The organism is Pseudomonas sp. IPO3774, from assembly GCF_013386835.1.
GTDB lineage: Bacteria > Pseudomonadota > Gammaproteobacteria > Pseudomonadales > Pseudomonadaceae > Aquipseudomonas.
This window is the reverse complement of record NZ_JACAQY010000024.1, coordinates 1-25,531: the sequence shown is the minus strand read 5'-3', so window position 1 is coordinate 25,531 and position 25,531 is coordinate 1. Positions and strand designations below refer to the sequence as shown.

The following is a 25,531-nucleotide window of genomic DNA, read 5'->3' as shown; positions in this document are numbered from 1 at the left end:
AAAAAATACCCCTCAATGAGGGGTATTTTTAAACGACTTCCAGCGGTTACCGGCGGCGGAACAACGGCAACGGTTCATCCGTCGCGGCCTGGTACGTCACCGAGAAATCCTTGAGGCTTTCCAGCGCTTCATACGGGTCTTTATCCGCGCGCAAGGCGAAGGCATCGAACCCGCAGCGGCGCAGGTAGAACAACTGGTCGCGCAGCACATCGCCAATCGCCCGCAGCTCGCCCTTGTAACCATAACGGTCACGCAGCAGGCGGGCGTTGGAGTAGTTGCGACCGTCGGTGAAGGCCGGGAAGTTCAGGGCGATGACCTGGAAGTGCTCCACGTCATCACCGATCTCTTCGGCTTCTTCATCGGCGTCCAGCCACACACCCAGGCCGCCGTCGCGGGCCTTGAGGGCGTGAGCGTGCTCGCGCCACAGGGCCAGCGGCACGATCAGGTCGTCGCAGTTGGAGATGCCATCGAAGCTCGCGTCCTTGGGCAGCAGGTGCCAGGTTTCGTCGAGGACTTCGTTGTTCTTAATGATTCGCTGCATAGACGCGCTCCTTGAACAGGTCAATGCCGATGCGCTGGTAAGTGTCGATGAAACGCTCATCTTCGGTGCGCTGTTCAACGTACACGTCGATCAGCTTGCCGATCACGTCAGGCATGGCTTCCTGGGCGAAGGACGGGCCGAGGATCTTGCCCAGGCTCGCATCGCGGCTGGCGCTGCCACCCAGGGACACTTGGTAGAATTCTTCGCCTTTCTTGTCCACGCCCAGGATGCCGATGTGGCCGACGTGGTGGTGACCACAGGCGTTCATGCAACCGGAGATGTTCAGGTCCAGCTCGCCGATGTCGAACAGGTAGTCCAGGTCGTCGAAACGGCGCTGGATCGATTCGGCAATCGGGATCGACTTGGCGTTGGCCAGGGAGCAGAAGTCGCCGCCCGGGCAGCAGATGATGTCGGTCAGCAAGCCGATGTTCGGCGTGGCAAAACCCTGCTCGCGCAGCTCGCCCCACAGGGTGAACAGTTGAGACTGTTCAACATCGGCGAGGATGATGTTCTGCTCGTGGGAGGTGCGCAGTTGGCCGAAGCTGTAGCGCTCGGCCAGGTCGGCGACGCCGTCCAGTTGCTTGTCGGTGATGTCACCCGGTGCAACACCGGTAGGTTTCAGCGACAGGGTCACGGCGACATAGCCCGGCTTTTTGTGGGCCAGGGTGTTGCGGGTGCGCCAGCGGGCGAAACCCGGGTGCTGCGCATCGAGCTCGGCCAACGCGGCGTCCTGATTGCTCAGGGCCTTGTAGTCCGGGTCGACGAAGTGTTTGGCAACGCGGTGCACTTCGGCGTCGGTCAGGGTGGTCTGGCCGCCGCGCAGGTGTTCCATCTCGGCGTCGACTTTCTGGGCGAACACCTCGGGGGTCAGCGCTTTTACCAGGATCTTGATCCGGGCCTTGTACTTGTTGTCACGACGGCCGTAGCGGTTGTAGACCCGCAGGATCGCGTCGAGGTAGCTCAACAGGTCCTGCCACGGCAGGAATTCGTTGATGAAGGCACCCACTACCGGCGTACGACCGAGGCCACCGCCGACGAGCACACGGAAGCCCAACTCGCCCGCCGCGTTGTGCACCGGCTCCAGGCCGATATCGTGCACTTCGATGGCGGCGCGGTCCGAGGTCGAGCCATTGATGGCGATCTTGAACTTGCGCGGCAGGTAGGCGAATTCCGGGTGGAAGGTGGTCCATTGACGGACGATTTCACACCATGGGCGGGGGTCGATCAGCTCGTCAGCGGCAACGCCGGCGAACTGGTCGGTGGTCACGTTGCGCAGGCAGTTACCGCTGGTCTGAATGGCGTGCATCTGCACGGTGGCCAATTCAGCCAGGATGTCCGGCACGTCTTCCAGCGCCGGCCAGTTGAACTGAACGTTCTGGCGAGTACTGATGTGGGCGTAGCCCTTGTCGAAGTCGCGGGCAATCTTGGCCATCATGCGCGTCTGACGGGAAGTCAGTTGGCCATAAGGCACGGCAACCCGCAGCATCGGCGCAAAGCGCTGAACATAAAGGCCATTTTGCAGGCGCAGAGGGCGGAACTCTTCTTCGCTCAGTTCACCTGCCAGATAGCGTCGGGTCTGATCACGGAACTGCTTGACGCGGTCCTCGATGATGCGCTGATCGTATTCGTCGTATACGTACATATAGGTCCTGTTCTCGGCAAATCTGCGCGCACGGCCGCGCACTCCCAACGGAGCCGGCGCACGATACCAGTTTGCGTTTATGCGCAAAAGTGATGTTTGAGTATATGCAAATAACCAAATGGCCTAATGAGAACGGTTATCGCGATACCCACATTTGTCATGCGGGCAATCATGAACTTTACTGTGCTCGTGTCTTTGTGCAATCACCTATAAAACCGACAAGAGGCGATGCTATGAGCAATCCGACCAAAGCGCGCAAAAGTGACAGCAGTGTCGATGCGTGGGCCATTCTGTTTTTGATTATCCTGGTGGTTTCCACTGCCGTGTTCTGGGTCAGCCATCAATAAAAGGGCGTTATCGAGCCTTGTTGTCGACAATCGGCAATTAGCCGAGATTGACCGGCCTGATGCCATTATCATGGGCCGTCATTCCGAAGGGCTCAGGCAACGATGTTGAAGGTTCTCTGCAAGTGCTTGCTGGTGCTGAGCATGCCGTTCTGGGCCATCGCCCAGGCGACGTCGGTGGTGTTTCTCAACCCTGGCAATTCGACCGAGACCTTCTGGGTCAGCTACGCGCAATTCATGCAGGCCGCCGCCAGGGACCTCGGCCTGGATTTGCGTGTGCGCTATTCCGAGCGCAACCCCGAGACCACGCTGGTGCAGGCCCGTGAAGCCCTGCAAGGCGCCGAGCGCCCGGACTACTTGGTGCTGGTCAACGAGCAGTACATTGCCCCGCAGATCTTGCGCCTGGCCCAGGGCAGCGGGGTCAAGCTGCTGATCGTCAACAACGCGCTGACCGCGGACCAGACTCAACTGCTGGACGCTGGCAAATACCCTGACTGGATCGGCAGCATGGTCGCCGACGACGAACAGGCGGGCTACTTGATGCTCACCCAGTTGTTGCGCCTGCATGGGCCTGTCGCCCCCGGCCAGACCCTCGACCTGATCGCGTTCTCCGGGGCCAAGACCACTCCCGCCGCGCAACTGCGCGAGCGGGGCTTGCAGCGCGCCCTGGCGGATCATCCGCAGGTGCGCCTGCGCCAGTTGGTGTATGGCGAGTGGAGTCGCCAGCGCGCTTTCGACCAGGCCACGCAGTTATTCAAACGCTACCCGCAGACCGCGCTGGTGTGGGCGGCCAACGATGAAATGGCGCTGGGGGCAATGGATGCACTCAAAGGCAGCGGGCGCACGCCGGGCAGGGACGTGTTGTTCAGCGCGGTCAACAGTTCGCCCGAAGCGTTGCAGGCGCGCCTTGAGGGGCGCCTGAGTGTGCTGGTGGCCGGGCATTTCACCCTTGGCGGCTGGGCGATGGTGGTGCTGCATGACGATGCCCGCGGCCTGGGCATGGCGCAGTACGGTGGGCGTGAGCGCAAGCTTGGGCTCTTTCGATTGATTGATCCGCCACACGCCACGCGCCTTTTAGAGATGCAGGGGCGCGAGGACTACGGCGTCGACTTTCGAGCACTGTCAGCCCAGGGCAAGCCAGCCACCTATCGCTACCCGTTCAGCCTGCAACTGCTGATGCATTGACCGGCTTCAAACACCGGCCAGGTGCAGCACCAGCTTGACGATGGCAAACAGGGTCAAGGCAAACACGGCGGTAAACACAATACCCAGGATGACAAAGTGGCTGGGCTTGCCATGGGTAAAGTCGCGGGCGCGATTCTTCCCGCTCTGCACCCCGAAGGCGGCTGCCATCACGCTGTGAAGCATCTGCCAGAAAGTCGGTGGCTTGTTGTTGGAATCGTCCATAAAGGCCTCGCGGTAGGGATCAAACCCATGGATGAGGATAGCCAAGTTCCCGCAAAACACCGGCTGTAGCTATCTACCGCCCTGGCGGTTGGCCCGTTCGCTGTACTGGGACTCCTTAACAGAGTCATCAGGAACGAGCGCATGCCAACCTTACCCGCCCCGACAGAGCAGGGGCTACACACCGCATTGATCAAGAACAGCTTGCCCGGCTGGATTGCCCGCAGCGCGGCTGCGGACATCCGACGCTTGAAGCCGGGCCTGCTGCCCGGGCGCGTCCCCGAGGATGCACCACCTGCCTGGCTCAGTAACGCGCCCCAGGGGTTGCGCCAGGCATTCGCCGACAGCCAGTTGGCCAGTCGCCGCGCCCACGAGCGGCTGGCCAAGACTCTCGACGGCCTCAAGGGCATCACCGAGTTCGCCCAGCCGCTGCTGGAAGACGCCTGGCGCAAACGGTTCGGTGAGGTACCGGACGTCCACAAGCACCAGTTGCACTACCTGCGTTACCGTCAGGTGCCGCAACAGCATTCGCTGTTGCAGGCAGCATTGCTCAACTTTGAAGGCAATGAAGACTTTGCCGATATCGCCCTTGAGCAAACCAGCGCGCTGGCCCCCGAAGGGGCGTTGTTCACCGAGTACTACGGCGAAATTCTGAACGACCATTCACGCCGGGCCCGCTATCGCTACCGCGAAAAGCTCGCCGTCACCCCGGACCAGTTTGCCGCGCTCTGCCGCACGCTGGACCTGGGCCGGCAATACCAGGCGCATTTGCAACAAGTGTTCGAGGAGGCGGGCACCAAGGCCGTGGTGCGCGAGCAGATGATCGACGCGCACAAGAAACTGCTGGCCGTCAGGCTGCACACGGCGCGGATGAAGAACGAAGTCAGCGACAGTGCCTATGCCATGCTCAACGCCTTGCTGGCCGGTACCGAACGGCCGCAGTTGGATGGCAAGCCCGTTGCCTGCAGCCAATTGGCGATTCTCGGCTGCAAGGTGGGTGAAGTCGTACTGATCGGGCCGGGCGTCGGCGCGATGGCAGATGCCCGGCAGCCGTTGGGCTGGGGCACTGTGCTGGTGCCCGGCGCCTCGCTCGGGGAATTGCTGGTGCCGGCCGCGGCCGACCAGCGGCTGGTGGCGTGGATCCCCGGTGCGCCGTTGTACCCGCTCAAGGAATACCCGTCGATAAAGGCGTTCGAGGCGGAACTGGCGATCAACCTGCGCTCCCCGGAGTATCAGCGGCTGTTTGCCAGCCTGGTGCCGCAAGACGAAGCCCCGGTTTTCCTGCAACGACTGAAGACCAAGCTCTTTACCTTCGAGTGGAACTCCAGAGGCTACATGGAGCAGGTCTACGACCCGAACATCAACCTGGCGCGCCGCGAAAGCCTGATCAGTGGCGAGCTGTTCGGAGCGCTCTATGACAACCACCTGCAACGCCTGAAAGATAACGCCAGAACGCTCGCCGTACCCACCGCCGAGGCGGATCGCAAGGCTGCCCAGGAACGCCACGAACATTGGCTGAGTATTGGCTTGAATGTGCTGAACGTGGCGGCCTTTGTCGTGCCCGGCCTGGGGGAGGTGATGCTGGCGGTCACGGCTGTGCAACTGGGCCTGGAGGTCTACCATGGCATCGAGGCGTGGAAGGAAGGCGACATCGATGCCGCCTGGGGACATCTGGAGTCGGTGGCGCTGAACGTGGCCTTCATGGCCGCCCTCGGCGGTTCGACGGCCCTGGCCGGTCGCGCGCCGAAAATCCAGGTGTCCCGCTGGGTGGATGGCCTGGTACCGGTCAAACTGCCCAGTGGTGAGGCTCGGCTGTGGAAACCGGACCTGGCGCCGTACCGCAGCGAGGTGGTGCTGGCCCCGGCTGTCAAGCCCAATGCCCGGGGCCAGTACGAGACAGGCGGCAAGATTTATGTGCGTATCGGCGAAAACCTGCATGAAAAGGTCTTCGACAGCCGAATCCGCAAGTGGCGGATCAAACACCCGGATAATCCCGAGGCTTACCAACCGATCCTTGAACACAACAACGCCGGTGCCTGGCGGCATGTGCATGAGCAGCCCTTCAAATGGGACCGCCTGACCCTGTTGCGACGACTGGGGCCTGCCACTGAAGAATTCTCTGATACGACACTGGGCATTATTGGGGATATCAGTGGGGTCCAGGATGACGTGTTGCGCAAGGCGTATATCGAAGGCAGGCCGCTGCCCGCCGTGCTGGCCGATACCCTGGAGCAGTTCCGCAGCCAGCCAGTGGCGGATACGGCGCCGCTGGCTGGCGAAGAGGCGGTGCTGCAACGGCGCTTCCCTGGATTGTCGAGGCGAGCCATCCAGGAAATTCTTGATACCGCCAGCGAACAGGAGCGCTTGCAACTGCGCAGTCAGCGTGGAGCCTCGGCGCGCCTGGACAATGCCGCTCGCCGCGCAGTCCAACAAGGCCGCCTGAGCCGTGCCCTGGCGGGGCTGCATCGTCAGGCCGACGCCGGTGCCGACACTGACCGCCTGGCCCTGCATTGCCTGCAACACTTGCCGGGCTGGCCCACCAATCTGCGCCTGGAAGTGCGCTTTCAGGCTGTCGACGGGCCGTTACTGAACAGCATTGGCCCGCAAGATGCGCCGCTGCGCAGGTACCTGGTCAAGCAAGGCGAAACCTTCCAGGCTTACGACGAGCGCGGTGTCGCGCTGAACAGCCGGGCCACCGGACGGCGTAATTTCTTCCAGTCCGTCGTGCATGCGATCCCCGCTGCGGCCCGACCTGGCCTGGACATGCCCGTGGCGACCCTGGACCGGGAACTGCAACAAGCGGTGGCCGGTTATGCCACCCGCCGCCGTAGCCAAATGTCCGATGTGCTCGGCCTGCGCGCACCGCGTTCGCGACCCGTGTTGACGGGGGCGGGGGCGGGGGGCGTCCTGGGTTACCCGTTGAGCGGTCGGGGCAAAGGCTTTGAAGTGGATGCATCGCTGACGGCGAGGGTGCAGGCGCTCTATCCCAACCTGAGCGTCGAGCAGGCCAGCGAGTTTGTCCTGAGCCGATTGCAGGCCGGTGAAAGCGCCCAACAGGTCTTCACCCTGTTGGGAAACCGCCAGCGTGAGTTTGACCTGTTGCAGGCAGAGCTTGATCAGTGGACCGCCGCTGCTGCCGGGCAGGCGGGCGGGGCCAGCCAGCAACAACGGGTAGCGGCCGACATCATAGGATGCTGGCGCCAGGGCATTTACCGCGAGCGGCCGCCCCAGAGCATTCTGTCGTTGGGCAGCGTGACGGACCTTCCGCGCCTGAGTGCAGACTTTTCCCATGTGCAGGCGCTGAGCGCACATGCCGAGCTTTTGTTGGGTGATCAGGGCGTGCGTCTGGCCGATCAGTTTTCCCGGGTGCGACACCTTGCGGTGTTCTTTGATGCAACGCCGGGCACCGGACTGGTCGACGGGCTGAACCGCTTCGTCGATCTCAACCAACTGACGTTGAATGGTCGGGACGTGGCCTATTCGGTCCCCTTCATTCAACGCCTGGGGGCAATGGAGCGCTTGCACAACCTGTCCGTCGCGGGGCTTTCGCAAAACCTGGACGTCAGTCCTCTCACGCACTTGCGCTCGCTGCGCATGGAGGGCTCGGTGCAGGAGTGGCCACAGGGGGTGACGTCACTTGAGCATCTTGAGAGGCTCGACCTGTGGCGAACAAACATCCGTTCGGTCCCCCCGTCGATGCTCATCGGGCATGAACGATTGTGGCGCGGCCTGAACCTGCGGTGGGCCGCGTTTGACCGCCGGGAATTCATGGCGGTGTATGAACATGTGCGGGGCAATCCGGCTCACCTGCTCAATGAGCAAGCCCTGGTGCAGGGTTACTGTGAAGGCGTGATGGACCGATTGAAAAATGTGCACTGGGGGTTTGGCATAGACGTTGTCTCTCAGTTCCGGCAGCAGGGTCTGACCACTGAACAGATACTGGCTCGCACTCACCAGGTACTCGACGAACAGCTCGCCCTGAGCCGGGACCTGCAGGAGTGGGCGGCCAGGGAGTTGCGGGTTGACCGCCGGCAGGTGGATGTCTTTTATCGCCAGCGCGCCGCCGAGCGGCTCCTGGACAGTTGGCGTGAAGGCCTGGGGCCGCGGCTTGCGCCGTCGGGCATGTCGGCGCGCTCCAACCTGCCGACCGCCACACTGAACCTGTCGGGGGGCGTGCTGGGCGACTTGCCCGGGTTGCCGGCGGCCGCGTTCGCCCATGTCAAACAGGTCAACCTGAGCGGCACCCGGGTTTCCATTGAGGCGCTGAATGACTTTCTCGGCGCATTCAACGCCATTGAAGACTTGAACCTCAGTGCCAGCAACCTGGCACAGCTGCCTTCGGCCCTGGACAACTTCACCGCCCTGCGCCAGTTGGATCTTTCCCACAACCAACTGAGCATTATCCCGTCCCTCCAGCAACGCTTGAGCCGCCTGACGGCTCTTGAAACCCTGGACTTGCAATACAACCGTGTCGCGAGCCTGGATCTGCGTGGCCTCAACGCCTTGCGCCACTTGAACCTCAGCCGCACTGGAATCACCGAATGGCCCGAGGGTGTCCTGGACTTGCCAGTCCTGGAGAGCCTGGACCTGAGCCACAGCGCTATCACCCGGGTGCCCGCCCAGGCGCTCACCGGCCACGACACGCTGATGCTCAAGAGCAACCTGCGGGGTTGCCGACTGACTGCCCGGGCCTGCGCCGACATCCTGGCCTTTGCGCAACGCACCCTGCGGGAAAATCCATTGGGCCTTGATGTGGAATTACTGCCGTTGGTGGGGCCGGAAATCTACCTGCACAAGCCGCTGGGCATTCCCCAGGAACAGCTGCGCATCGGCCGGACCGGCGGCGATCCGGAGTATTTCCCGGTCAGGGTCACCGACGACCCCGGCCAGTTGCTGTTGCCCCTGCACGTCGAGAACGTCGACGCGCAGGCACGCCTCACTCCGGCGGCGCGCCTGCAACAACTGGATCCTGCCTTGAGCAGTGCCCAGGCGGTGGCGCGCATTGATGAATGGCTGGCCGCCGGCCTGGGCGCCACCGGCGTCGACACACGCCTGGTGCAGTTGCGCGCCGAGCATCAACGCTTGAGCCGGGTGTTGAACAGTTGGATCGACATCGAAGGTTATCGCGAGGGGGGCGGCTGGGTCAGTGCCCTCGACCGTCGTCGTGCCGCCGGCCGGCTCCTTGAAAGCTGGCGCCACAACCTGCGTGCCCGGCCCGAGGTGCCGCCGGTGGACGGGCGCGAGGTACTGGACCTGTCCGGGTTGTATCTGGGCGACCTGCCGACGTTGCCGGCTTCAATGAGCCACGTCAGCGTGCTCGACCTCACCGAGGTGAAGCTGACGGAGCAGGGGTCCAATGGGTTCCTGGGCAGTTTCCCCCACCTGCGCCGGCTTGTGCTCAACAAGAATGGCCTGGCGCACCTGCCCGAGGTGATCAACCAATACACGGCGCTGACTCATCTCGAAGCCACCTACAATGATTTGCGCGACGCTGTGGAGCTACAGGCACTGCTCGGCCCGTTAAGTGCGCTGGAATGGCTCGACCTTGGCGAAAACACCCTGGCCAGCCTGGATGTCAGCGGCCTGCGCGGGCTGACAAACCTGGACCTGCACAACAACGTCCTGGAGGAATGGCCGGCCGGGGCATTGGAACTGCCGCGACTGCGCACCCTCGACCTCAGCAATAATCAGATCGAGACCATCCCGGACGATGCCCTGTTACCTCGCCACAACCTCCTGATGAGCAACACCAACCTGACGGACAATGGGCTGGAAGAACGCGTGTTCGAGCGCCTGAGCGACTTCCTCGAGGAAACGGGGTTCGGCCTGGGCTATACCCGGGAGCAAATTGATCGCGAGCTCGATGGCTTCCTCCTCAGTACCAGTCACGAGGAAGCGGATCTGAGCGGTGAGCTGCATCCGGAGCTGCTGACGCCCGCAGCACAGAAGGCCCAGTGGTTTGCTGGCGTGGCGGCCGACTCCAGCAAACACGCAGTCTGGGAGTCGCTCAAGAGCGCTGACGACAGTGAGGATTTCTTCTACATCATTTCCCAGCTGAAAAACGCCCAGGACTTCATCACCGACCGCCCTGAGTTGACGCGCCGGGTATGGGAGGTGCTGGAGGCCGCCGAGCAACGTCCGGCGTTGCGCGAGCAACTGTTCGGCAAGGCTCGCGGCATGCGGATCAACGCGACCTGCGGTGACGGTTGGATCCTGCTGTTCAGCGACCTTGAAGTCAGTGTCTATGAGTTCAAGGCCCTGGAAACCGTGGAGCCCGGAAAAGAAGGCGCGGCGCTGTTCAAGCTGGCCAGAAGCATGATCCGCCTGGAACAGACTGAAGCCACCGCCAGCCGCGTGGTCAGCCTAAAGCCCAGTGTTGACCCGGCGGAAATTCGCCTGGCCTACCGCATCGGCCTGGCCCAACGCCTGGAGTTGCCGCGCCAGCCGTCCGGCATGCTGTACCGCAACCTTTCCCAAGTGAAACAGGCCGATATCGACCAGGCCTACGCCAGCATCATCGGCCGGGAGGCGACCGAGGCGTTCACGGCCGATCTGGTCACGCGCCAGTACTGGGTCGATTACGTGCAGAAGCAATACGCGGCTGACTTTACGACGCTGGCCCAGACCCAGGCCCGCGAGGCTGAAGCCCTGGAGGATCGCTATCCGGCGTTTGGTGCGCAGTACGAGGCGCAAGCCGTGGTCTTGGCCAAGCAAAGGATTGAGCAACGCCAGGCCCTGCTGATTCGCCTGTCCGAGCGGGAGAGAGCAACACTGAGGCTATAACAGCCTGTGCCCCGGCGGCAGGTCCGGAAACGGGCCTGCCGCGCCTCAGTGGTCGTTACCCAGGTTCGGCGCCAAGGTGCACAAAAACATTTATCTACCTGCGAAGGCGCTCGCCTGTTCGCTGTACTGGGCCTCCCTAAAGCGTTCTCAGGAAGCCGCACATGTCTACTCCACCTAATGCCCTCGCGGACGAAAGCTTGCACACCGCCCTGATCAAGACACGTCTGCCCACGTGGGTTGCCCACATGGCCCCCGTCGATGTGCGCCGGCTCAAACATGGACTGTTGCCCGGCAGGGAGCGGCCTGCCACCAAGGTCCTGCTCTCGCCCGCATTGAACAAGGCACTCGATGACAGTCGCAAGGCCAGCCGTCAGTCCCGCGAAGCCTTGGCCAAGGGCCTTGGCGCGCTGCAAGGCATTGTCGAATTCGCCCAGCCCAAGCTGGAAGCGGCGTTGCGCGAGGCGATGGGCGAGGCCCCGGACGTCCACAAAAACCAGCTGCATTACCTGCGGTATCGCCAGGCCCCGCAGCAGCATTCGTTGTTGCAGGCGGCGTTGCTGAACTTCGAGGGCGATGAAGACTTCACCGATATCGCCCTCGAACAGACCAGCGCCCTGGCGCCGGAAGGTGCGCTGCTGACCGAGTACTACGGCGAGGCGCGGGCGGATGGCTCGCGTGCGGCGCGTTATCGCTACAGCGAAACCCTGTCGATGACCCCACAAACCTTTTCCACCCTGTGCCGCACCCTGGACCTGGGACAGCAATACCAGGCCCATCTGGCGCAGGTGTTCGATGCCGCTGCCACTCGGGCCGTGGTGCGGGAGCAGATGATTCGCGCGCAAAAAGACCTGCTGACGGTACGCCTGTATGCCGCATGGGCGCAGGGCGACATCGGTCCGGCGGTGTTTCTCATGTTGCGTGAAGTGCTGGCAGGTACTTCGCGGCCGCTGCTGGATGGCGAGGTCGTACGTTTCGGTCAACTGTCGATCCTGGGCTGCGAGCTGGGGGAGGTGCTGCTGATCGGGCCGGGTGTCGCACCGACCCGGTCCGTGATCCCGCCCTTGTTTCCTGGGGCAGGTGTGAGCGGGCTGCTTCCCGTGGCGCCTGATACGCGGGTGGTGGCCTGGATTCCGGGCGCGCCGCAGTGCCCGCTCAAGGAATACCCGTCTATGCAGGCGTTCGACAAGGAACTGGCGGTGAACCTGCGCTCACCTGCCTATCAGCAGTTGTTTGCCAGCCTGGTACCTCAGCAACAGGCGCCGCAGTTCCTTGAGCGCCTCAAGGAAAAACTCTACACATTCACCTGGAACCCGCGAGGCTACAAGGAGCAGGTCTACGACGAGCAAATCAACTTGAACCGGCGAGAACGGTTGATCGAGGGGGAGTTGTTCGGCGCGCTCTACGAGCGCCATGTACAGCGCCTCAAGGACAATGCCAGAACCCTGGCGGTGCCCACTGCGGAGGCTGATCGAAAAGCCGCACAGGCACGCCATGCTCACTGGTTGAGCATGGGTTTGAACACATTGAATGTGGCCGCATTCATGGTGCCCGGCCTGGGGGAGCTGTTGTTGGCGGTCACGGCGATTCAGTTGGGCCTGGAGGTCTATCACGGCATCGAATCCTGGCAGGAGGGCGATATGGATGCGGCATGGGAGCACCTGGAGTCGGTGGCGCTGAATCTCGGGTTCATGGCTACCCTGGGTGGGGCGGCAGCCCTCGCTGGCCGGGCGCCCGCTATCCAGGTGTCGAAATGGGTCGATGGGCTGGTGCCGGTGAAGTTGCCGAACGGCGAAAGGCGCCTGTGGAAACCCGACCTTGCGGCCTACCGCAGTCATACCGTTCTGGATGCATCACTCAAGCCCAATGCCCAGGGTCAGTACGCGCAGGGCGGCAAGATGTACGTGCGTCTGGGTGAGGGCCTTTATGAAAAGGCTTTTGATGCGCGGACTCGAAAATGGCGGATCCAGCATCCGAACAATCCGGCTGCGTACCAGCCGATCCTCGAGCACAACCAGGCGGGTGCCTGGCGCCATACCCATGAACGCCCACTGGAATGGGACCGCCTGACCCTGCTGAGGCGCCTGGGTCATGAAACCCAGGGAATCAGCGATGCAACGTTGAGCGCCCTTGGCGACATCAGCGGCATCAGTGATGACCTGTTGCGCAAGGTCCACATAGATGGTTTGCCGATGCCTGCCGTGCTGGCCGATACGTTGCAGTTGTTTCGCGGCGCGCCGCCACAGGCTGTACTCCTGTCCCCCGAGGGCGCAGTGTTGCAGCGCCGCTTTGCTTCTTTGTCCCGAGGCGCGATCAACGAAATTATCAGTACGGCCAGCGATAAGGAACGCCTGCAGATACTCGGCCGAACCGGTGTTGCGCCGCGCCTGGATAACCTGGCGCGGCGTGCGGTACAGCAACGTCGCCTGAGCAGTGCGTTGGCCGGCTTGTACCTGCCGGCGCTCGCCAGCCTGGAAAGTGACCGGCTGGCGTTGCATTGCTTGCAGCAACTGCCGGGCTGGTCTCCCACGCTGCGCCTGGAACTGCGCGCCGACAACCCCAGTGGGCGCTTGCTGGCTGAAGTTGGGCCTGAAGACGCGGCAGTGCGCCGTTACCTGGTCAAAAAAGGCGAGACATTCCTGGCGTGCGACCTGCAGGGGGCTCCTCTTAACAGTCCGGTCCCCGGCAGTCGTAATTTCTATCCATCAATCGTCCATGCCTTGCCCGTGACCCTGCGCCAGTCACTGGGTTTGCCGCTGGCCAGCGCGGACGTCGATTTGCAGCAAGCCCTGGCACGGTATGCCACGGCACACCGCCTCGAAATGGCCGCCGTGCTGAAGATACGCGCGCCCATGGCTCGCCCGGCGTTGCGTCTGGCGAGCGGGTTATTAGGTTATGCCCTGAGCGGCCGGGGTGCGGCCCAGGCACCCAATGCCGCCCTGGCGGCCAGGGTTCGCGATGTTTACCCCAACCTCAGCGATGAGGCGGCCCAGCTGTTTGTGCAAAGTCTGTTGCAGGCCGGCCAGCGCCCCCCACAGATCTATGAGTTGATTGGCAACCGCGAGCGCGAACTGACCCGGTTACGCATGACCCTGGATCAGTGGGTGACGCAAAACAGTGCTCAGGCGGGGGCACAACATACGGCCGACACCCTGATCAATTGCTGGCGCGAAGGCGCGTACCGGGGCTTGAAACCCCATGCCTATCTGTCACTGGGCAAGGCCGGTAACTTGCCGGCGCTGGATGCTGATTTTTCCCATGTGCGAGGGTTGGGTGTAAGCGGTGAAACCTTGGCGGACACGCAGGGCGTCAGGCTTGCGCAGCAGTTCCCCAACGCCGAAGTCCTGAATGTGTTCACCGAGCCCGCCCATGTCGAAGCGATTGCCACGGGCCTTGGGCTGTTTCCCAAGCTTGAAGAGTTGTCGATCGACGGCTGGGGCCTGACCTACTCGCCGGTCTTTTTGCAACGCCTTAACACGTTAAGCCAGTTGCGCCGGTTGGCCCTGACGGGCGCGCTGGAGGCATTGGATGTCAGCGGCTTGAAACAGCTGCTTGCCTTGCGGGTGGCGGGCGCCCTGAAAGAGTGGCCGGTAGGTGTTCTGACGTTGGACAAACTGGAGACGCTCGACCTGTTGGCGACCGGGATAAATACCATGCCGGCGGCAATGCTTGAGGGCCACGAGCGCCTGTGGCGTGGCCTTACCCTCAACTGGGCAGCGTTTGAGCGGCGTGCGTTCATGCCGGTGTATCAGCACGTGAAAAACCACCCGGGGCATTTGGTGGATGAAGTGCTGATGGTGGACGCTTATTGTGAAGGCGCGTTGCGACGCCTGAAAGACAGCGACCCGGCGTTTGCGCCCAGTGCCTTGGCGTACCTGCGGCGCCATCGGTTGACCAGTGATGCCAAGTTGACCCGTGTGCACGCCTTGCTGGATGAACATGCAACCTTGCAGCAGGCGCTGGAAGAGTGGCAGGGCAGGGAAGTGGAGGTCGACCGGCGACCGGTGGACCCGCTCAATCGTCAACGTGCGGCAGACAAGCTCATGGCTTACTGGCGCGATGGCCTCGACCGACGTTTTGCCTCCCCCCGTGAGGTGGCCGGGCCTTCTTCGCCAGCCGCCTCCGAGGGGGTCATGCTGGACCTGTCGGGTACGGTACTGGGGGATTTGCCGCTGATGCCGGCCGCAGCTTTTGCCCACGTGCAGCGCTTGAACCTCGCAGGCACCCGGGTTTCAGTGGCGGCATTGAACGATTTCCTCCCCCAGTTCACCCAAATCCACGGCCTGGACCTGAGCCGCAGCAACCTGATGGACCTGCCGGCGTCCCTGACGCAGTTGAGGTCTCTCAAACAGCTGGACCTGGCGCACAACCAGTTGACGATCACTGAGGCGATACAGCAGCGCCTCAGCGCCCTGGTCACGCTTCGAGGGTTGAACCTGGATTACAACCGTGTGGGTACCCTGGATGTCAGCGGGCTCAACCAGCTGCGCAGCCTGAACCTGAGCCACACCGCGACCACCGCCTGGCCGACAGGTTGGCTGGCATTACCCGAACTGCGTCAAGTGGATCTGAGCTACAGCGCTATTACCACGATCCCCCAGGCTGCACTGACCGGCCATGACCTGCTGATGCTCAGCAGCAACGTGCGTGGCTGTCGCCTGACCTTGCCGGCCTGTGCCGACATACAGCGTTTTGCCCTGCGTACCTACCAGGACAATCCGTTGAACGTCGCACCGGCCATGCTGCCGGTTTTTGGCCCGAGCTTTTACCTGGACAAACCCTTGGGCATTCCCCGCGAAGGGCTGGCGGAGGGCAGAACGGGGGGCGATCCGGAATACTTTCCCTTGGAGGTCACGGACAGTCCCGATCTGCTCCTCGCGCTGGAGGTAGAGGTGCCCAACAGTGAAGTTCGGCAGACACCTGCGCAGCGTCTGCAACAAATAGACCCGGCGTTGTCCACGCGCGATGCGGTACGGCGCATTGACGAACTGCTTGCCAGTGGCCTGGGCGCACTGGAGGTCGAGGCATGCCTGGTTCGGTGGCGCACGGGCTACCGGGGTATGGTGCGGGTGTTGAACGACTGGATCGATATTCGCGGTTATCGCCAGGGGGGCGGCTGGGTCAGCGCGGTGGACCGTCGTCGCGCGGCCGACAGGCTTATCGACAGTTGGCGCCATACCTTGCGGGCGCACCCCGAGGTTGCGCCGGGCGATGGGCGCGAGGTCCTTCAATTGAACGACCTGTATCTGGGGGACCTGCCGGCGTTACCCGAGCCGTTGGCCCATGTGAGGGTGTTGAACCTCAACGCAGTCAAGCTTACTGAGCAGGGCTCCAATGCGTTCCTGCGGGCGTTTCCCAAGCTGCGTACCCTGACTCTCAACAATAATGGCCTGATGAGCCTGCCCGACGCCGTCGGCGAATGCTCGACACTCACCGAGCTGCACCTGAGCCATAACGAACTGCGCTATCGCAGCGAGCTGCAGGGCCAGCTCAATCGGCTGACCGCGCTGGAGCGTCTGGACTTGACTGAGAACCTCCTGGACTCTCTGGACATCAGCAGCCTGCCTCAATTGCAGTCATTGGAACTGCGCGGCAATAACCTTCTGGCATGGCCGCAGGGTGTCCTCCAGGCTCCACAGTTGCGCCACCTGGACCTGCGCAGTAACCGTATCGAAACCATCCCTGAAGACGCGTTGTTGCCCCGGCACAGCGCCTTGATGTGGGGCACTGACCTGTCCGATAACCTCCTGGTTGAGGAAGATCTGGCACGCCTGCGCGCCTACGAGCAGCAGACCGACTGTGGTCTGGGGTTTTCGGCCGAGGAATTGGAAGACGCACTGGAGAGTTACCACAGTACCGATAGCAGCTCCGGGTCGGATATCCACCCTGAACTCTTGACCCCGGAACAACAGAAGGCCCAATGGTTCTCGGGTATTGCCGCCGATTCGGCCCGCCACCGGGTATGGAGCGTGCTCAAGCAGGCCGAAAACAGCGAATACTTTTTCTACATCATTTCCCAGTTGAAGAACGCCCAGGATTTCCTGCACGACCGCGCCGACCTGACTCGCCGGGTGTGGGCGGTACTTGAGGCGGCGGAGCAATACCCGCACTTGCGCGAACAACTGTTTGGCCAGGCACAGGCGATGCAGGTGAGGGCGACCTGCGGCGATGGCTGGATTCTCCTGTTCAGTGATCTTGAAGTCAGCGTGTATGAGTTCAAGGCCCTGCGGGTCAGGACGCCCGAGCAGGAAGGCACCACGCTGTTCAACCTGGCCCGGCGCATGATCCGTCTCGATGAAGCGGAGCGCATTGCGGGTGAAGCGATCAACCGCAGCCCCAGCATCGACCCGGCGGAAATTCGCCTGGCCTACCGCATCGGCCTGGCCGAGCGCCTGGATCTGCCTCACCAACCGTCCACCATGCTGTACCGCAACCTGTCCCGGGTCACCCAGGCCAATATCGATCAGGCGTATACCGCCATTATGGCCAGAGAGAGCACCCCGGTGTTTATGCAAGAGCTGGTCAAACGCCCGTACTGGGTCAGCTACTTGCAGAAGCTGTACCCGGAAGAGTTTTCGGTGTTGGCGCAGGCGCATCAGGTCAAGGTCGATGCCCTGGAGGAGCTTCACCCGGACCTCAGTGCCCAGTACCTGAGCGAAGTTGCAGCCTTGGATACCGAGAACCTCGCCGAGCAACAGGCACTGGCGCTCAGGCTTTCGGGGCGGGCGAGGAGGGATCTGGGGATCTGACCCGGGCGCCCAGCCGGCTGGGCGCTCGGGTCAGCGCGCCACGACTTAGTTGTCGTAACCCAGGTTCGGCGCCAGCCAGCGTTCGGTCACGCTCAGGTCCTGCTCCTTGCGGGCGGTGTAGCTGGCGACCTGGTCCTTGTCGATCTTGCCCACCGCAAAGTACTGCGCCTGCGGGTGAGCGAAGTACCAGCCGCTGACGGCCGCTGCCGGGAACATCGCGTAGTGCTCGGTCAGGAACACGCCGCTGCGACCCGCGTGCATCTCGCGGGCTTCAGGGTCCAGCAGTTGGAACAACTGGGCTTTCTCGGTGTGATCCGGGCACGCCGGGTAACCCGGGGCAGGGCGGATGCCGCTGTACAGCTCCTTGATCAGCGCGTCGTTATCCAGCACTTCGTCCTTGGCGTAGCCCCAGTGTTCCTTACGTACTTGCTGGTGCAGCCATTCGGCGCAGGCTTCGGCCAGGCGGTCGGCCAGGGCCTTGACCATGATCGAGTTGTAGTCGTCGCCGGCGTCCTGGTAGGCCTTCGCCACTTCTTCAGCGCCGATGCCAGCGGTGGTGATAAAGCCACCGATGTAGTCGGTTACGCCGCTGTCCTTGGGCGCGACGAAGTCGGCCAGGGAGAAGTTCGGCTTGCCGTCGGTCTTGATGATCTGCTGGCGCAGGTGGTGCAGCCTGGCAATCGGCTGACCATCGTCGCCGTAGACTTCCAGGTCATCGTCCTGCACCTGGTTGGTCGGCCAGAAACCGAACACAGCGCGGGCGCTGATGAGTTTTTCGTCGATCAGCTTCTTGAGCATTTCCTGTGCGTCGGCGTACAGCGCCGTCGCCGCTTCACCCACCACTTCATCGGTGAGGATGCGCGGGAACTTGCCGGCCAGGTCCCAGGAGATGAAGAACGGTGTCCAGTCGATGTACTCGGCCAGGATGTTGAGGTCGATATTGTCCAGCACCTTGGCGCCGGTAAACGTCGGCTTGACCGGCGTGTAGCTGCTCCAGTCGAACTGCGGCTTCTTGGCGATGGCGGCCGGGTAGCTCAGGCGCTCGGTGCGCGCGCTGCGGTTGGAGGTGCGCTCGCGCACGTCGATGTATTCCAGGCGGGTTTTCTCGACGAATGCCGGCTTCAATTCCTTGGACAGCAATTGCGTCGCCACGCCCACGGCGCGGGAGGCGTCGGTGACGTAGATCACCGCGTCGTTGCTGTATTTGGGCTCGATCTTCACGGCCGTGTGGGCCTTGGAAGTGGTGGCGCCACCGATCATCAGCGGCAGGTGGAAATCCTGGCGCTGCATCTCGCGGGCGACGTGCACCATCTCGTCCAGGGACGGGGTGATCAGCCCGGACAGGCCGATGATGTCGCACTTCTGTTCCTTGGCCACCTGCAAGATTTTCTCGGCCGGGACCATCACGCCCAGGTCGACGATGTCGTAGCCGTTGCAACCCAGCACCACGCCGACAATGTTCTTGCCGATGTCGTGCACGTCGCCCTTCACCGTGGCCATCAGGATCTTGCCCTTGGCTTCCGGCTTGTCGCCTTTTTCCAGCTCAATGAACGGGATCAAGTGGGCCACGGCCTGCTTCATCACCCGGGCGGATTTCACCACCTGGGGCAGGAACATTTTGCCGGCGCCGAACAGGTCGCCGACGATGTTCATGCCGGACATCAGCGGGCCTTCGATCACCTCGATCGGGCGCGCGAACGACTGCCGGGATTCCTCGGTGTCTTCGACGATGTGGGTGGTGATGCCCTTGACCAGCGCGTGTTCCAGGCGCTTGTTGACTTCCCAGCCGCGCCATTCTTCGGTCTCGGCTTCCTTGACGCTGCCGTCGCCCTTGTACTTGTCGGCAATGGCGAGGAGGGCGTCGGTGCCTTCCGGGGTGCGGTTGAGCACCACGTCTTCCACCGCGTCACGCAGCTCGGCCGGGATCTGGTCGTAGATCTCCAACTGGCCGGCGTTGACGATACCCATCGTCAGGCCGTTGCGGATCGCATACAGCAGGAACACCGAGTGGATCGCTTCACGCACCGGGTTGTTGCCACGGAACGAGAACGACACGTTGGACACGCCACCCGAGGTCAGCGCATACGGCAGCTCGTCGCGGATGTAGGCACAGGCGTTGATGAAATCGACGGCGTAGTTGTTGTGCTCTTCGATACCGGTGGCGACCGCGAAGATGTTCGGGTCGAAGATGATGTCTTCCGGCGGGAAGCCGACTTCATTCACCAGGACGTCGTAGGAGCGTTTGCAGATTTCTTTCTTGCGCGCTTCGGTGTCGGCCTGGCCGGCTTCGTCGAACGCCATCACCACTACCGCCGCGCCGTAGCGCTTGCACAGCCTGGCGTGGTGAATGAACTGTTCCACGCCTTCCTTCATGCTGATGGAGTTGACGATGCCCTTACCCTGGATGCACTTCAGGCCGGCCTCGATCACTTCCCACTTGGAGGAGTCGATCATGATCGGTACGCGAGAAATGTCCGGCTCGCCGGCAATCAGGTTGAGGAAGGTCACCATGGCCTTCTTCGAATCCAGCATGCCTTCGTCCATGTTGATGTCGATCACCTGGGCGCCGGCTTCCACCTGCTGCAGGGCGACTTCCAGGGCTTCGGTGTAGTTGTCTTCACGGATCAGGCGGGCGAAGCGGGCGGAACCGGTGATGTTGGTGCGCTCGCCGACGTTGACGAACAACGAGTTGCGATCAATGGTGAACGGTTCCAGGCCCGACAGGCGGCAGGCCTTCGGAATGTCCGGGATCGGGCGCGGTGCGTAACCGGCCACGGCCTTGGCGATGGCTTCAATATGGCCCGGGGTGGTACCGCAGCAACCACCGACGATGTTCAGGAAGCCGCTCTGGGCGAATTCCTCGATGACCTTGGCGGTTTCCGACGGCAGTTCATCGTACTCGCCGAATTCGTTGGGCAGGCCGGCGTTCGGGTGCGCGGAAACGTGGGTGTTGGCCTTGTTCGACAGCTCTTCCAGGTACGGACGCAGCTCGCTCGCGCCCAGTGCGCAGTTCAGGCCCACGGACAGCGGCTTGGCGTGGCTGACCGAGTTCCAGAACGCTTCGGTGGTCTGGCCCGACAGGGTGCGGCCGGAGGCGTCGGTGATGGTGCCGGAGATCATGATCGGCAGTTCGACGTTCAATTCTTCGAACACGCCCTGTACGGCGAAGATCGCGGCCTTGGCGTTGAGGGTGTCGAAAATGGTTTCGATCAGGATCAGGTCGGCGCCGCCTTCGATCAGGCCTTTGGTGGCTTCGGTGTAGTTTTCCACCAGCTCATCGAAGGTCACGTTGCGGTAGCCGGGGTTGTTTACGTCGGGCGACAGCGAGCAGGTACGGCTGGTCGGACCGAGCACCCCGGCGACGAAGCGCGGCTTGGCCGGGTTTTCCAGGGTCTTGGCGTCGGCGATCTTGCGCGCCAGGCGCGCGCCTTCTACGTTTAGTTCGTAGGCGAGGTCTTCCATGCCGTAGTCGGCCATGGAAATGCGCGTGGCGTTGAAGGTGTTGGTTTCCAGGATGTCGGCGCCGGCATCCAGGTAGGCTTTTTCGATGCCGCCGATCACGTCCGGACGGGTGATCACCAGCAGGTCGTTATTGCCCTTGACGTCGCTCGGCCAGTCGGCGAAGCGTTTGCCACGGTAGTCCTGCTCTTCCAGTTTATAGCTCTGGATCATCGTGCCCATGCCGCCGTCGAGGATCAGGATGCGTTCCTTGAGGGCTTGGTGGAGGGCTTGCAGACGAGCGCTACGATCGGGCATGGGACTACTCTGGTCAGGTATTACGGAGGGCGAAGATCATAACAAACCTGTGCGCTTTTAGAGCATGTGCTGGGTTTGCATGAATATCGCTCATGTTGGCGGGGGCGTTACATCGGTAGAATCGACGGGTTTTTCACTGCACGCATTGAATCGGGACCGGAAACATGTCACTTCGCCTCATCGTCAGCGCCGCGTTTGCGCTGTTCGCCCTTACCGCACAGGCAGAAGGTCCCGCCCCGGCGATCTCTTATACCCGTGACATCCAGCCGATCTTCACCGAGAAATGCGTGGCCTGCCACGCCTGCTACGACTCGGCCTGCCAGCTCAACCTGGGCAGTGCCGAAGGCGCCGCACGTGGCGCGACCAAGGTGCCGGTGTACGACGGCGAGCGCAGCCAGGCCAGCCAGCCCACCCGTTTGTTCTATGACGCCTTCGGCAAAGCCGCCTGGCAGCAAAAGGATTTCTACTCGGTACTCGACGCCCAGGGCAGCCAGGCCGCACTGATGGCGCGCATGCTGGAGCTGGGGCATAACGCGCCGCTTGCGCCCAACGCCAAGCTGCCCGACGACATCGTGCTGGGCCTGAGCCGCGAAAACACCTGCCCGATGCCGGGAGAGTTCAACGCCTACGCAGGTAACCACCCGAAGGAAGGCATGCCCCTGGCCGTCACCGGCCTGACCGACCAGCAGTACCAGACCCTGCAACGCTGGCTGGCCTCCGGCGCACCGATCGACGAACAAGGCCTGGCCCCGAGTGCCAAGGAAGCCTTGCAAGTGCAGCAATGGGAAAACCTGTTCAACCAGCCCGGGGCCCGGGAAAGCCTGGTGGCACGCTGGTTGTTCGAGCACCTGTTCCTTGCCCACATCTACTTTGAAGGCGGCGAACCGGGGCATTTCTTCCAGTGGGTACGCTCGCGCACCCCGAGCGGGCAGCCGATCGACCTGATCAACACCCGCCGCCCCAACGACGACCCGGGCACCCAGGTGTACTACCGCCTGTGGCCGGTGCAGGGGGTGATCGTGCACAAGACTCACATCACCTATCCGTTCAGCGCCGAGAAGATGGCCCGGATCAAGTCGCTGTTCTATACCGATGACTGGCAGGTGCAAGCCTTGCCGGGCTACGGGCCGGGCCGGCGTGCGAACCCGTTCGAGACCTTCGAGGCGATTCCGGCCAAGGCGCGCTACCAGTTCATGCTGGATAACGCCGAATACTTCGTGCGCACCTTTATTCGCGGGCCGGTATGCCGGGGCCAGATCGCCACGGACGTGATCCGCGACAACTTCTGGACCCTGTTCCAGGACCCCGACCACGACCTGTATATCACCGATGCCCGCTACCGCGGCCAGGCCACGCCGTTGCTGGCGATGCCGGGGCAGATTGACGATGTGGGCAGCGTGCTCAGCCTCTGGCTCAAATACCGCGACAAGCGCAACGAGTACGAGGCGTTGCGCCGGGACAGTTATGCCGACCTGCCGCCGCCGAGCTGGTCGAGCCTGTGGGCGGGCAACGACAACGCCTTGTTGAGCATCTTCCGTCACTTCGACAGCGCCTCGGTGACCAAGGGCTTGATTGGTGAAGTGCCGCAAACCCTGTGGCTGTTCGACTATCCGCTGCTGGAGCGCACCTACTACCAGTTGGCGGTGAATTTCGATGTGTTCGGCAACGTTTCCCATCAGGCCCAGACGCGCCTGTATTTCGACCTGATCCGCAACGGTGCCGAGCAGAACTTCCTGCGCCTGATGCCGGCGGACTCGCGGGATGACTTCCTTGACGATTGGTACCAGAACAGCGGCAAGGTCAAGCTGTGGCTGGACTATGAAGCCATCGACGATGACAAGCCCACGGGCCTCAAGCTCGATGAAAAGGACCCCAAGCGCGACTTCGCCAACCAGTTGCTGGCCCGCTACGGCGACCTGAACGCCAGCCCGGACCCGATCAACCGTTGCGTCAGCGCCTATTGCTCGCGTCCGGGCATTGACCCTGCGTTGCAGGACGCCGAACAGGCCCTGAGCCGCCTGACCAACCGCCCGGCGGCGGGGCTCAAGGTGATCGACCTGTTGCCGGAAGCGACCATGCTGCGCATCGAAACCCGCAGCGGCAAACGTGAGATGTACAGCCTGTTGCGCAACCGCGCCCACAGCAACGTGGCCTTTATGCTCGGTGAGGCTTATCGCTATCAGCCGGGCCTGGACACCGTGACCATTTATCCCGGGGTGCTGAGCAGCTACCCGAACTTCATGTTCAACATTCCGGCGCAGCAAGTGCCGGAGTTTGTCGCTGCCATGGAGAATGCCAAGGACGCCAATCGCTTCGAGAAGATTGTCGACCGCTGGGGCATCCGCCGCAGTCACCCGCAGTTCTGGCAGTACTTCCACGACCTGTCGCAGTACATCCGCGAAACCACGCCGGTGGAAGAGGGCGTGCTGGACATGAACCGCTACGAGAATCTTTGATCGACCTTTGACCGTCGACGGCTGTCCCAAGCCATAGGCACCTGAATAACCGGTGTCGAGGGTTGGGAGAGTGGGTCGACGATGTTGATTTCAGTACAGGCACTGCGCGCCCTGGCGGCCTGGACCGTGGTGGGTCATCACTTCATGCAGATTTTCTTTGGCTTTAAGGCCGATTCGGCGCTGGGCCACCTGTTTGTCGACAAAGGTGCGGCGGGCGTGGATGTGTTTTTTGTGATCAGCGGCCTGGTGATCTTCCTCTCCACCGAGAACAAACAGCTGCCGCCCTGGCGATTCCTGCTGTATCGCCTGCTGCGAATCGTCCCGGCCTACTGGTTCTACACGCTGTTGATGGCGCTGCTGGTGGTGTTTGCGCGGCCGGTGTTGCCGGACCAGAGCGTCGATGCGGCCCATGTGTTGATGTCCTTGCTGTTCATACCTTCGGAAAATCCCGGTGGTTATGGGGTGTACCCGACCTTGAACGTCGGCTGGACCCTGAACTACGAGATGCTCTTCTACGTGATGTTTGCGTGGGCGTTGCTGTTTCGCCGGCAGTGGCGGGTGCTGGTGGTGGGCGCGTTGTTGTTCGCGGTGTGCCAGGCGTGGACTTCTTTCGGCTGGATCAGCGATTTCTATCGTTCGGACATCGTGTATGAGTTCCTGCTGGGGATAGGCATCGGCATGCTCTACCGCAAGGGCTGGATTCGCCCCGGGCTGTGGCTTCCATTGCTGGGGATTGCGGGGGCATTGCTGGCGATCTATCACTGGCCGGCATCGCCGCGGGCCCTGACCTGGGGCTTGCCGAGTGCGGTGCTGGTGGTGGCCTGTATCTCGATGGAACGCTATTTCGAGCGCAGCCGACTGCTCAAGGTGATGGGGGATTGTTCCTACTCGGTCTATCTGATGCACGTGCTGGTGTTGTCCGCCGGCGGTTTTGTCGCCCAGCGTTATGGGGTGAATGCCTACGTGATGCTCGGCGTGTGCGTGGTGCTGATCGCCCTTGGGTCGCTGGCCAGCTATCACTGGCTGGAAAAGGGCAGCTATCGTCGGCTCAAAGGCTGGTTCGATGGCGACGAACGGTTGGTGCTTTCCCGACAAAAATACTAGGACTTTGTACCTCGGTAATAATTTGGCGTAAACTGCCGGCAAGCCTGCGAGGAGTTTCCATGACCGCCATAACCATTACCGACGCCGCCCACGATTACCTGGCTGATCTGCTGTCGAAGCAGAACACCCCGGGCATTGGCATCCGCGTCTTTATCACCCAGCCCGGCACCCAGTACGCTGAGACGTGCATTGCCTACTGCAAGCCGGGAGAAGAAAAACCTGAAGATACGGCGTTGGGGCTGAAAAGCTTCACCGCGTATATCGATGCGTTCAGTGAAGCGTTCCTTGACGATGCGGTGGTTGATTACGCCACTGATCGTATGGGTGGCCAACTGACCATCAAGGCGCCGAACGCCAAGGTGCCGAATGTTAATGCGGATAGCCCGATTAACGAGCGCATCAACTATTACCTGCAGACCGAGATCAACCCTGGGTTGGCCAGCCACGGTGGTCAGGTTAGCCTGATTGATGTGGTTGATGATGGTATTGCTGTGTTGAAGTTTGGTGGCGGTTGCCAGGGCTGCGGCCAGGCGGACGTGACCTTGCGTGAGGGTATTGAGCGTACGCTGCTTGAGCGGGTTCCGGAGCTCAAGGGTGTGCGGGATGTGACTGACCATACGCAGAAAGAAAACGCCTACTACTAAAGGGTGTTCGCTGCGGATGTGAAAAACGGCGCCCCGTGAGCGCCGTTTTTTTATGGTTTGGGTTAGGTATGTTGTGTACATATCCGTTGTTGCGGTAACGGCCGCTTATGG

10 protein-coding genes are annotated in these 25,531 nt (G+C 62.2%); 6 read left to right on the top strand and 4 right to left on the bottom strand.

Annotated elements, in window-relative coordinates; translation table 11 throughout:
• Nucleotides 1-46 precede the first annotated feature (46 nt).
• Nucleotides 47-541 (bottom strand): DUF934 domain-containing protein, encoded by a 495-nt coding sequence (locus tag HYE77_RS15640; protein WP_003210798.1) that lies wholly within the window; start codon nt 539-541, stop codon nt 47-49.
• A complete protein-coding gene (locus tag HYE77_RS15635; RefSeq protein ID WP_003210800.1) occupies nt 525-2,183 on the bottom strand; it encodes a nitrite/sulfite reductase in 1,659 nt (552 codons plus the stop codon). The genes HYE77_RS15640 and HYE77_RS15635 overlap by 17 nt, the downstream gene beginning before the upstream one ends.
• A 449-nt stretch (nt 2,184-2,632) precedes the next feature.
• On the opposite strand from HYE77_RS15635, the gene HYE77_RS15630 reads away from it, so the two are divergent.
• Nucleotides 2,633-3,712, top strand: a complete 1,080-nt coding sequence (locus HYE77_RS15630) for an ABC transporter substrate-binding protein (RefSeq protein ID WP_177068964.1) — start codon at nt 2,633-2,635, stop codon at nt 3,710-3,712.
• A 6-nt stretch (nt 3,713-3,718) separates the two neighbouring features.
• Here the strand turns inward: HYE77_RS15630 and HYE77_RS15625 are convergent, their stop codons facing one another.
• Nucleotides 3,719-3,934 (bottom strand): DUF2970 domain-containing protein, encoded by a 216-nt coding sequence (locus HYE77_RS15625; RefSeq protein ID WP_177040650.1) that lies wholly within the window; start codon nt 3,932-3,934, stop codon nt 3,719-3,721.
• A 141-nt stretch (nt 3,935-4,075) separates the two neighbouring features.
• Between HYE77_RS15625 and HYE77_RS15620 the strand changes: the two genes are divergently transcribed.
• Nucleotides 4,076-10,714: an NEL-type E3 ubiquitin ligase domain-containing protein gene (locus tag HYE77_RS15620; protein WP_256347251.1), complete on the top strand. Its 6,639-nt coding sequence runs from the start codon at nt 4,076-4,078 to the stop codon at nt 10,712-10,714.
• Between the two features lie 161 nt (nt 10,715-10,875).
• Nucleotides 10,876-17,460 (top strand): NEL-type E3 ubiquitin ligase domain-containing protein, encoded by a 6,585-nt coding sequence (locus tag HYE77_RS15615; protein WP_177068963.1) that lies wholly within the window; start codon nt 10,876-10,878, stop codon nt 17,458-17,460.
• Between the two features lie 45 nt (nt 17,461-17,505).
• Here the strand turns inward: HYE77_RS15615 and metH are convergent, their stop codons facing one another.
• On the bottom strand, nt 17,506-21,216 hold the full coding sequence (gene metH, locus HYE77_RS15610; RefSeq protein ID WP_177068962.1) for a methionine synthase: 3,711 nt from the start codon (nt 21,214-21,216) through the stop codon (nt 17,506-17,508).
• Nucleotides 21,217-21,380: 164 nt separating this feature from the next.
• On the opposite strand from metH, the gene HYE77_RS15605 reads away from it, so the two are divergent.
• The 3 genes from HYE77_RS15605 to nfuA all read left to right on the top strand — a co-directional run bounded on the left by HYE77_RS15605 (nt 21,381) and on the right by nfuA (nt 25,420).
• The gene (locus HYE77_RS15605; RefSeq protein WP_003210812.1) at nt 21,381-23,672 is read left to right on the top strand and encodes a fatty acid cis/trans isomerase; all 2,292 of its coding nucleotides are present in this window, start codon (nt 21,381-21,383) and stop codon (nt 23,670-23,672) included.
• Nucleotides 23,673-23,753: 81 nt separating this feature from the next.
• Complete coding sequence (locus HYE77_RS15600; protein WP_177068961.1) at nt 23,754-24,776, top strand: acyltransferase; 1,023 nt, start codon at nt 23,754-23,756, stop codon at nt 24,774-24,776.
• A gap of 59 nt (nt 24,777-24,835) precedes the next feature.
• On the top strand, nt 24,836-25,420 hold the full coding sequence (gene nfuA / locus HYE77_RS15595) for a Fe-S biogenesis protein NfuA (RefSeq protein WP_003210817.1): 585 nt from the start codon (nt 24,836-24,838) through the stop codon (nt 25,418-25,420).
• The last annotated feature ends 111 nt before the right edge of the window (nt 25,421-25,531 follow it).

Excerpts from the sequence above, each read along its gene's own strand:
- HYE77_RS15640 (WP_003210798.1), bottom strand. The coding sequence starts at position 541 with ATGCAGCGAATCATTAAGAACAACGAAGTCCTCGACGAAACCTGGCAC.
- HYE77_RS15635 (WP_003210800.1), bottom strand. The coding sequence starts at position 2,183 with ATGTACGTATACGACGAATACGATCAGCGCATCATCGAGGACCGCGTC.
- HYE77_RS15630 (WP_177068964.1), top strand. The coding sequence starts at position 2,633 with ATGTTGAAGGTTCTCTGCAAGTGCTTGCTGGTGCTGAGCATGCCGTTC.
- HYE77_RS15625 (WP_177040650.1), bottom strand. The coding sequence starts at position 3,934 with ATGGACGATTCCAACAACAAGCCACCGACTTTCTGGCAGATGCTTCAC.
- HYE77_RS15620 (WP_256347251.1), top strand. The coding sequence starts at position 4,076 with ATGCCAACCTTACCCGCCCCGACAGAGCAGGGGCTACACACCGCATTG.
- HYE77_RS15615 (WP_177068963.1), top strand. The coding sequence starts at position 10,876 with ATGTCTACTCCACCTAATGCCCTCGCGGACGAAAGCTTGCACACCGCC.
- metH (WP_177068962.1), bottom strand. The coding sequence starts at position 21,216 with ATGCCCGATCGTAGCGCTCGTCTGCAAGCCCTCCACCAAGCCCTCAAG.
- HYE77_RS15605 (WP_003210812.1), top strand. The coding sequence starts at position 21,381 with ATGTCACTTCGCCTCATCGTCAGCGCCGCGTTTGCGCTGTTCGCCCTT.
- HYE77_RS15600 (WP_177068961.1), top strand. The coding sequence starts at position 23,754 with ATGTTGATTTCAGTACAGGCACTGCGCGCCCTGGCGGCCTGGACCGTG.
- nfuA (WP_003210817.1), top strand. The coding sequence starts at position 24,836 with ATGACCGCCATAACCATTACCGACGCCGCCCACGATTACCTGGCTGAT.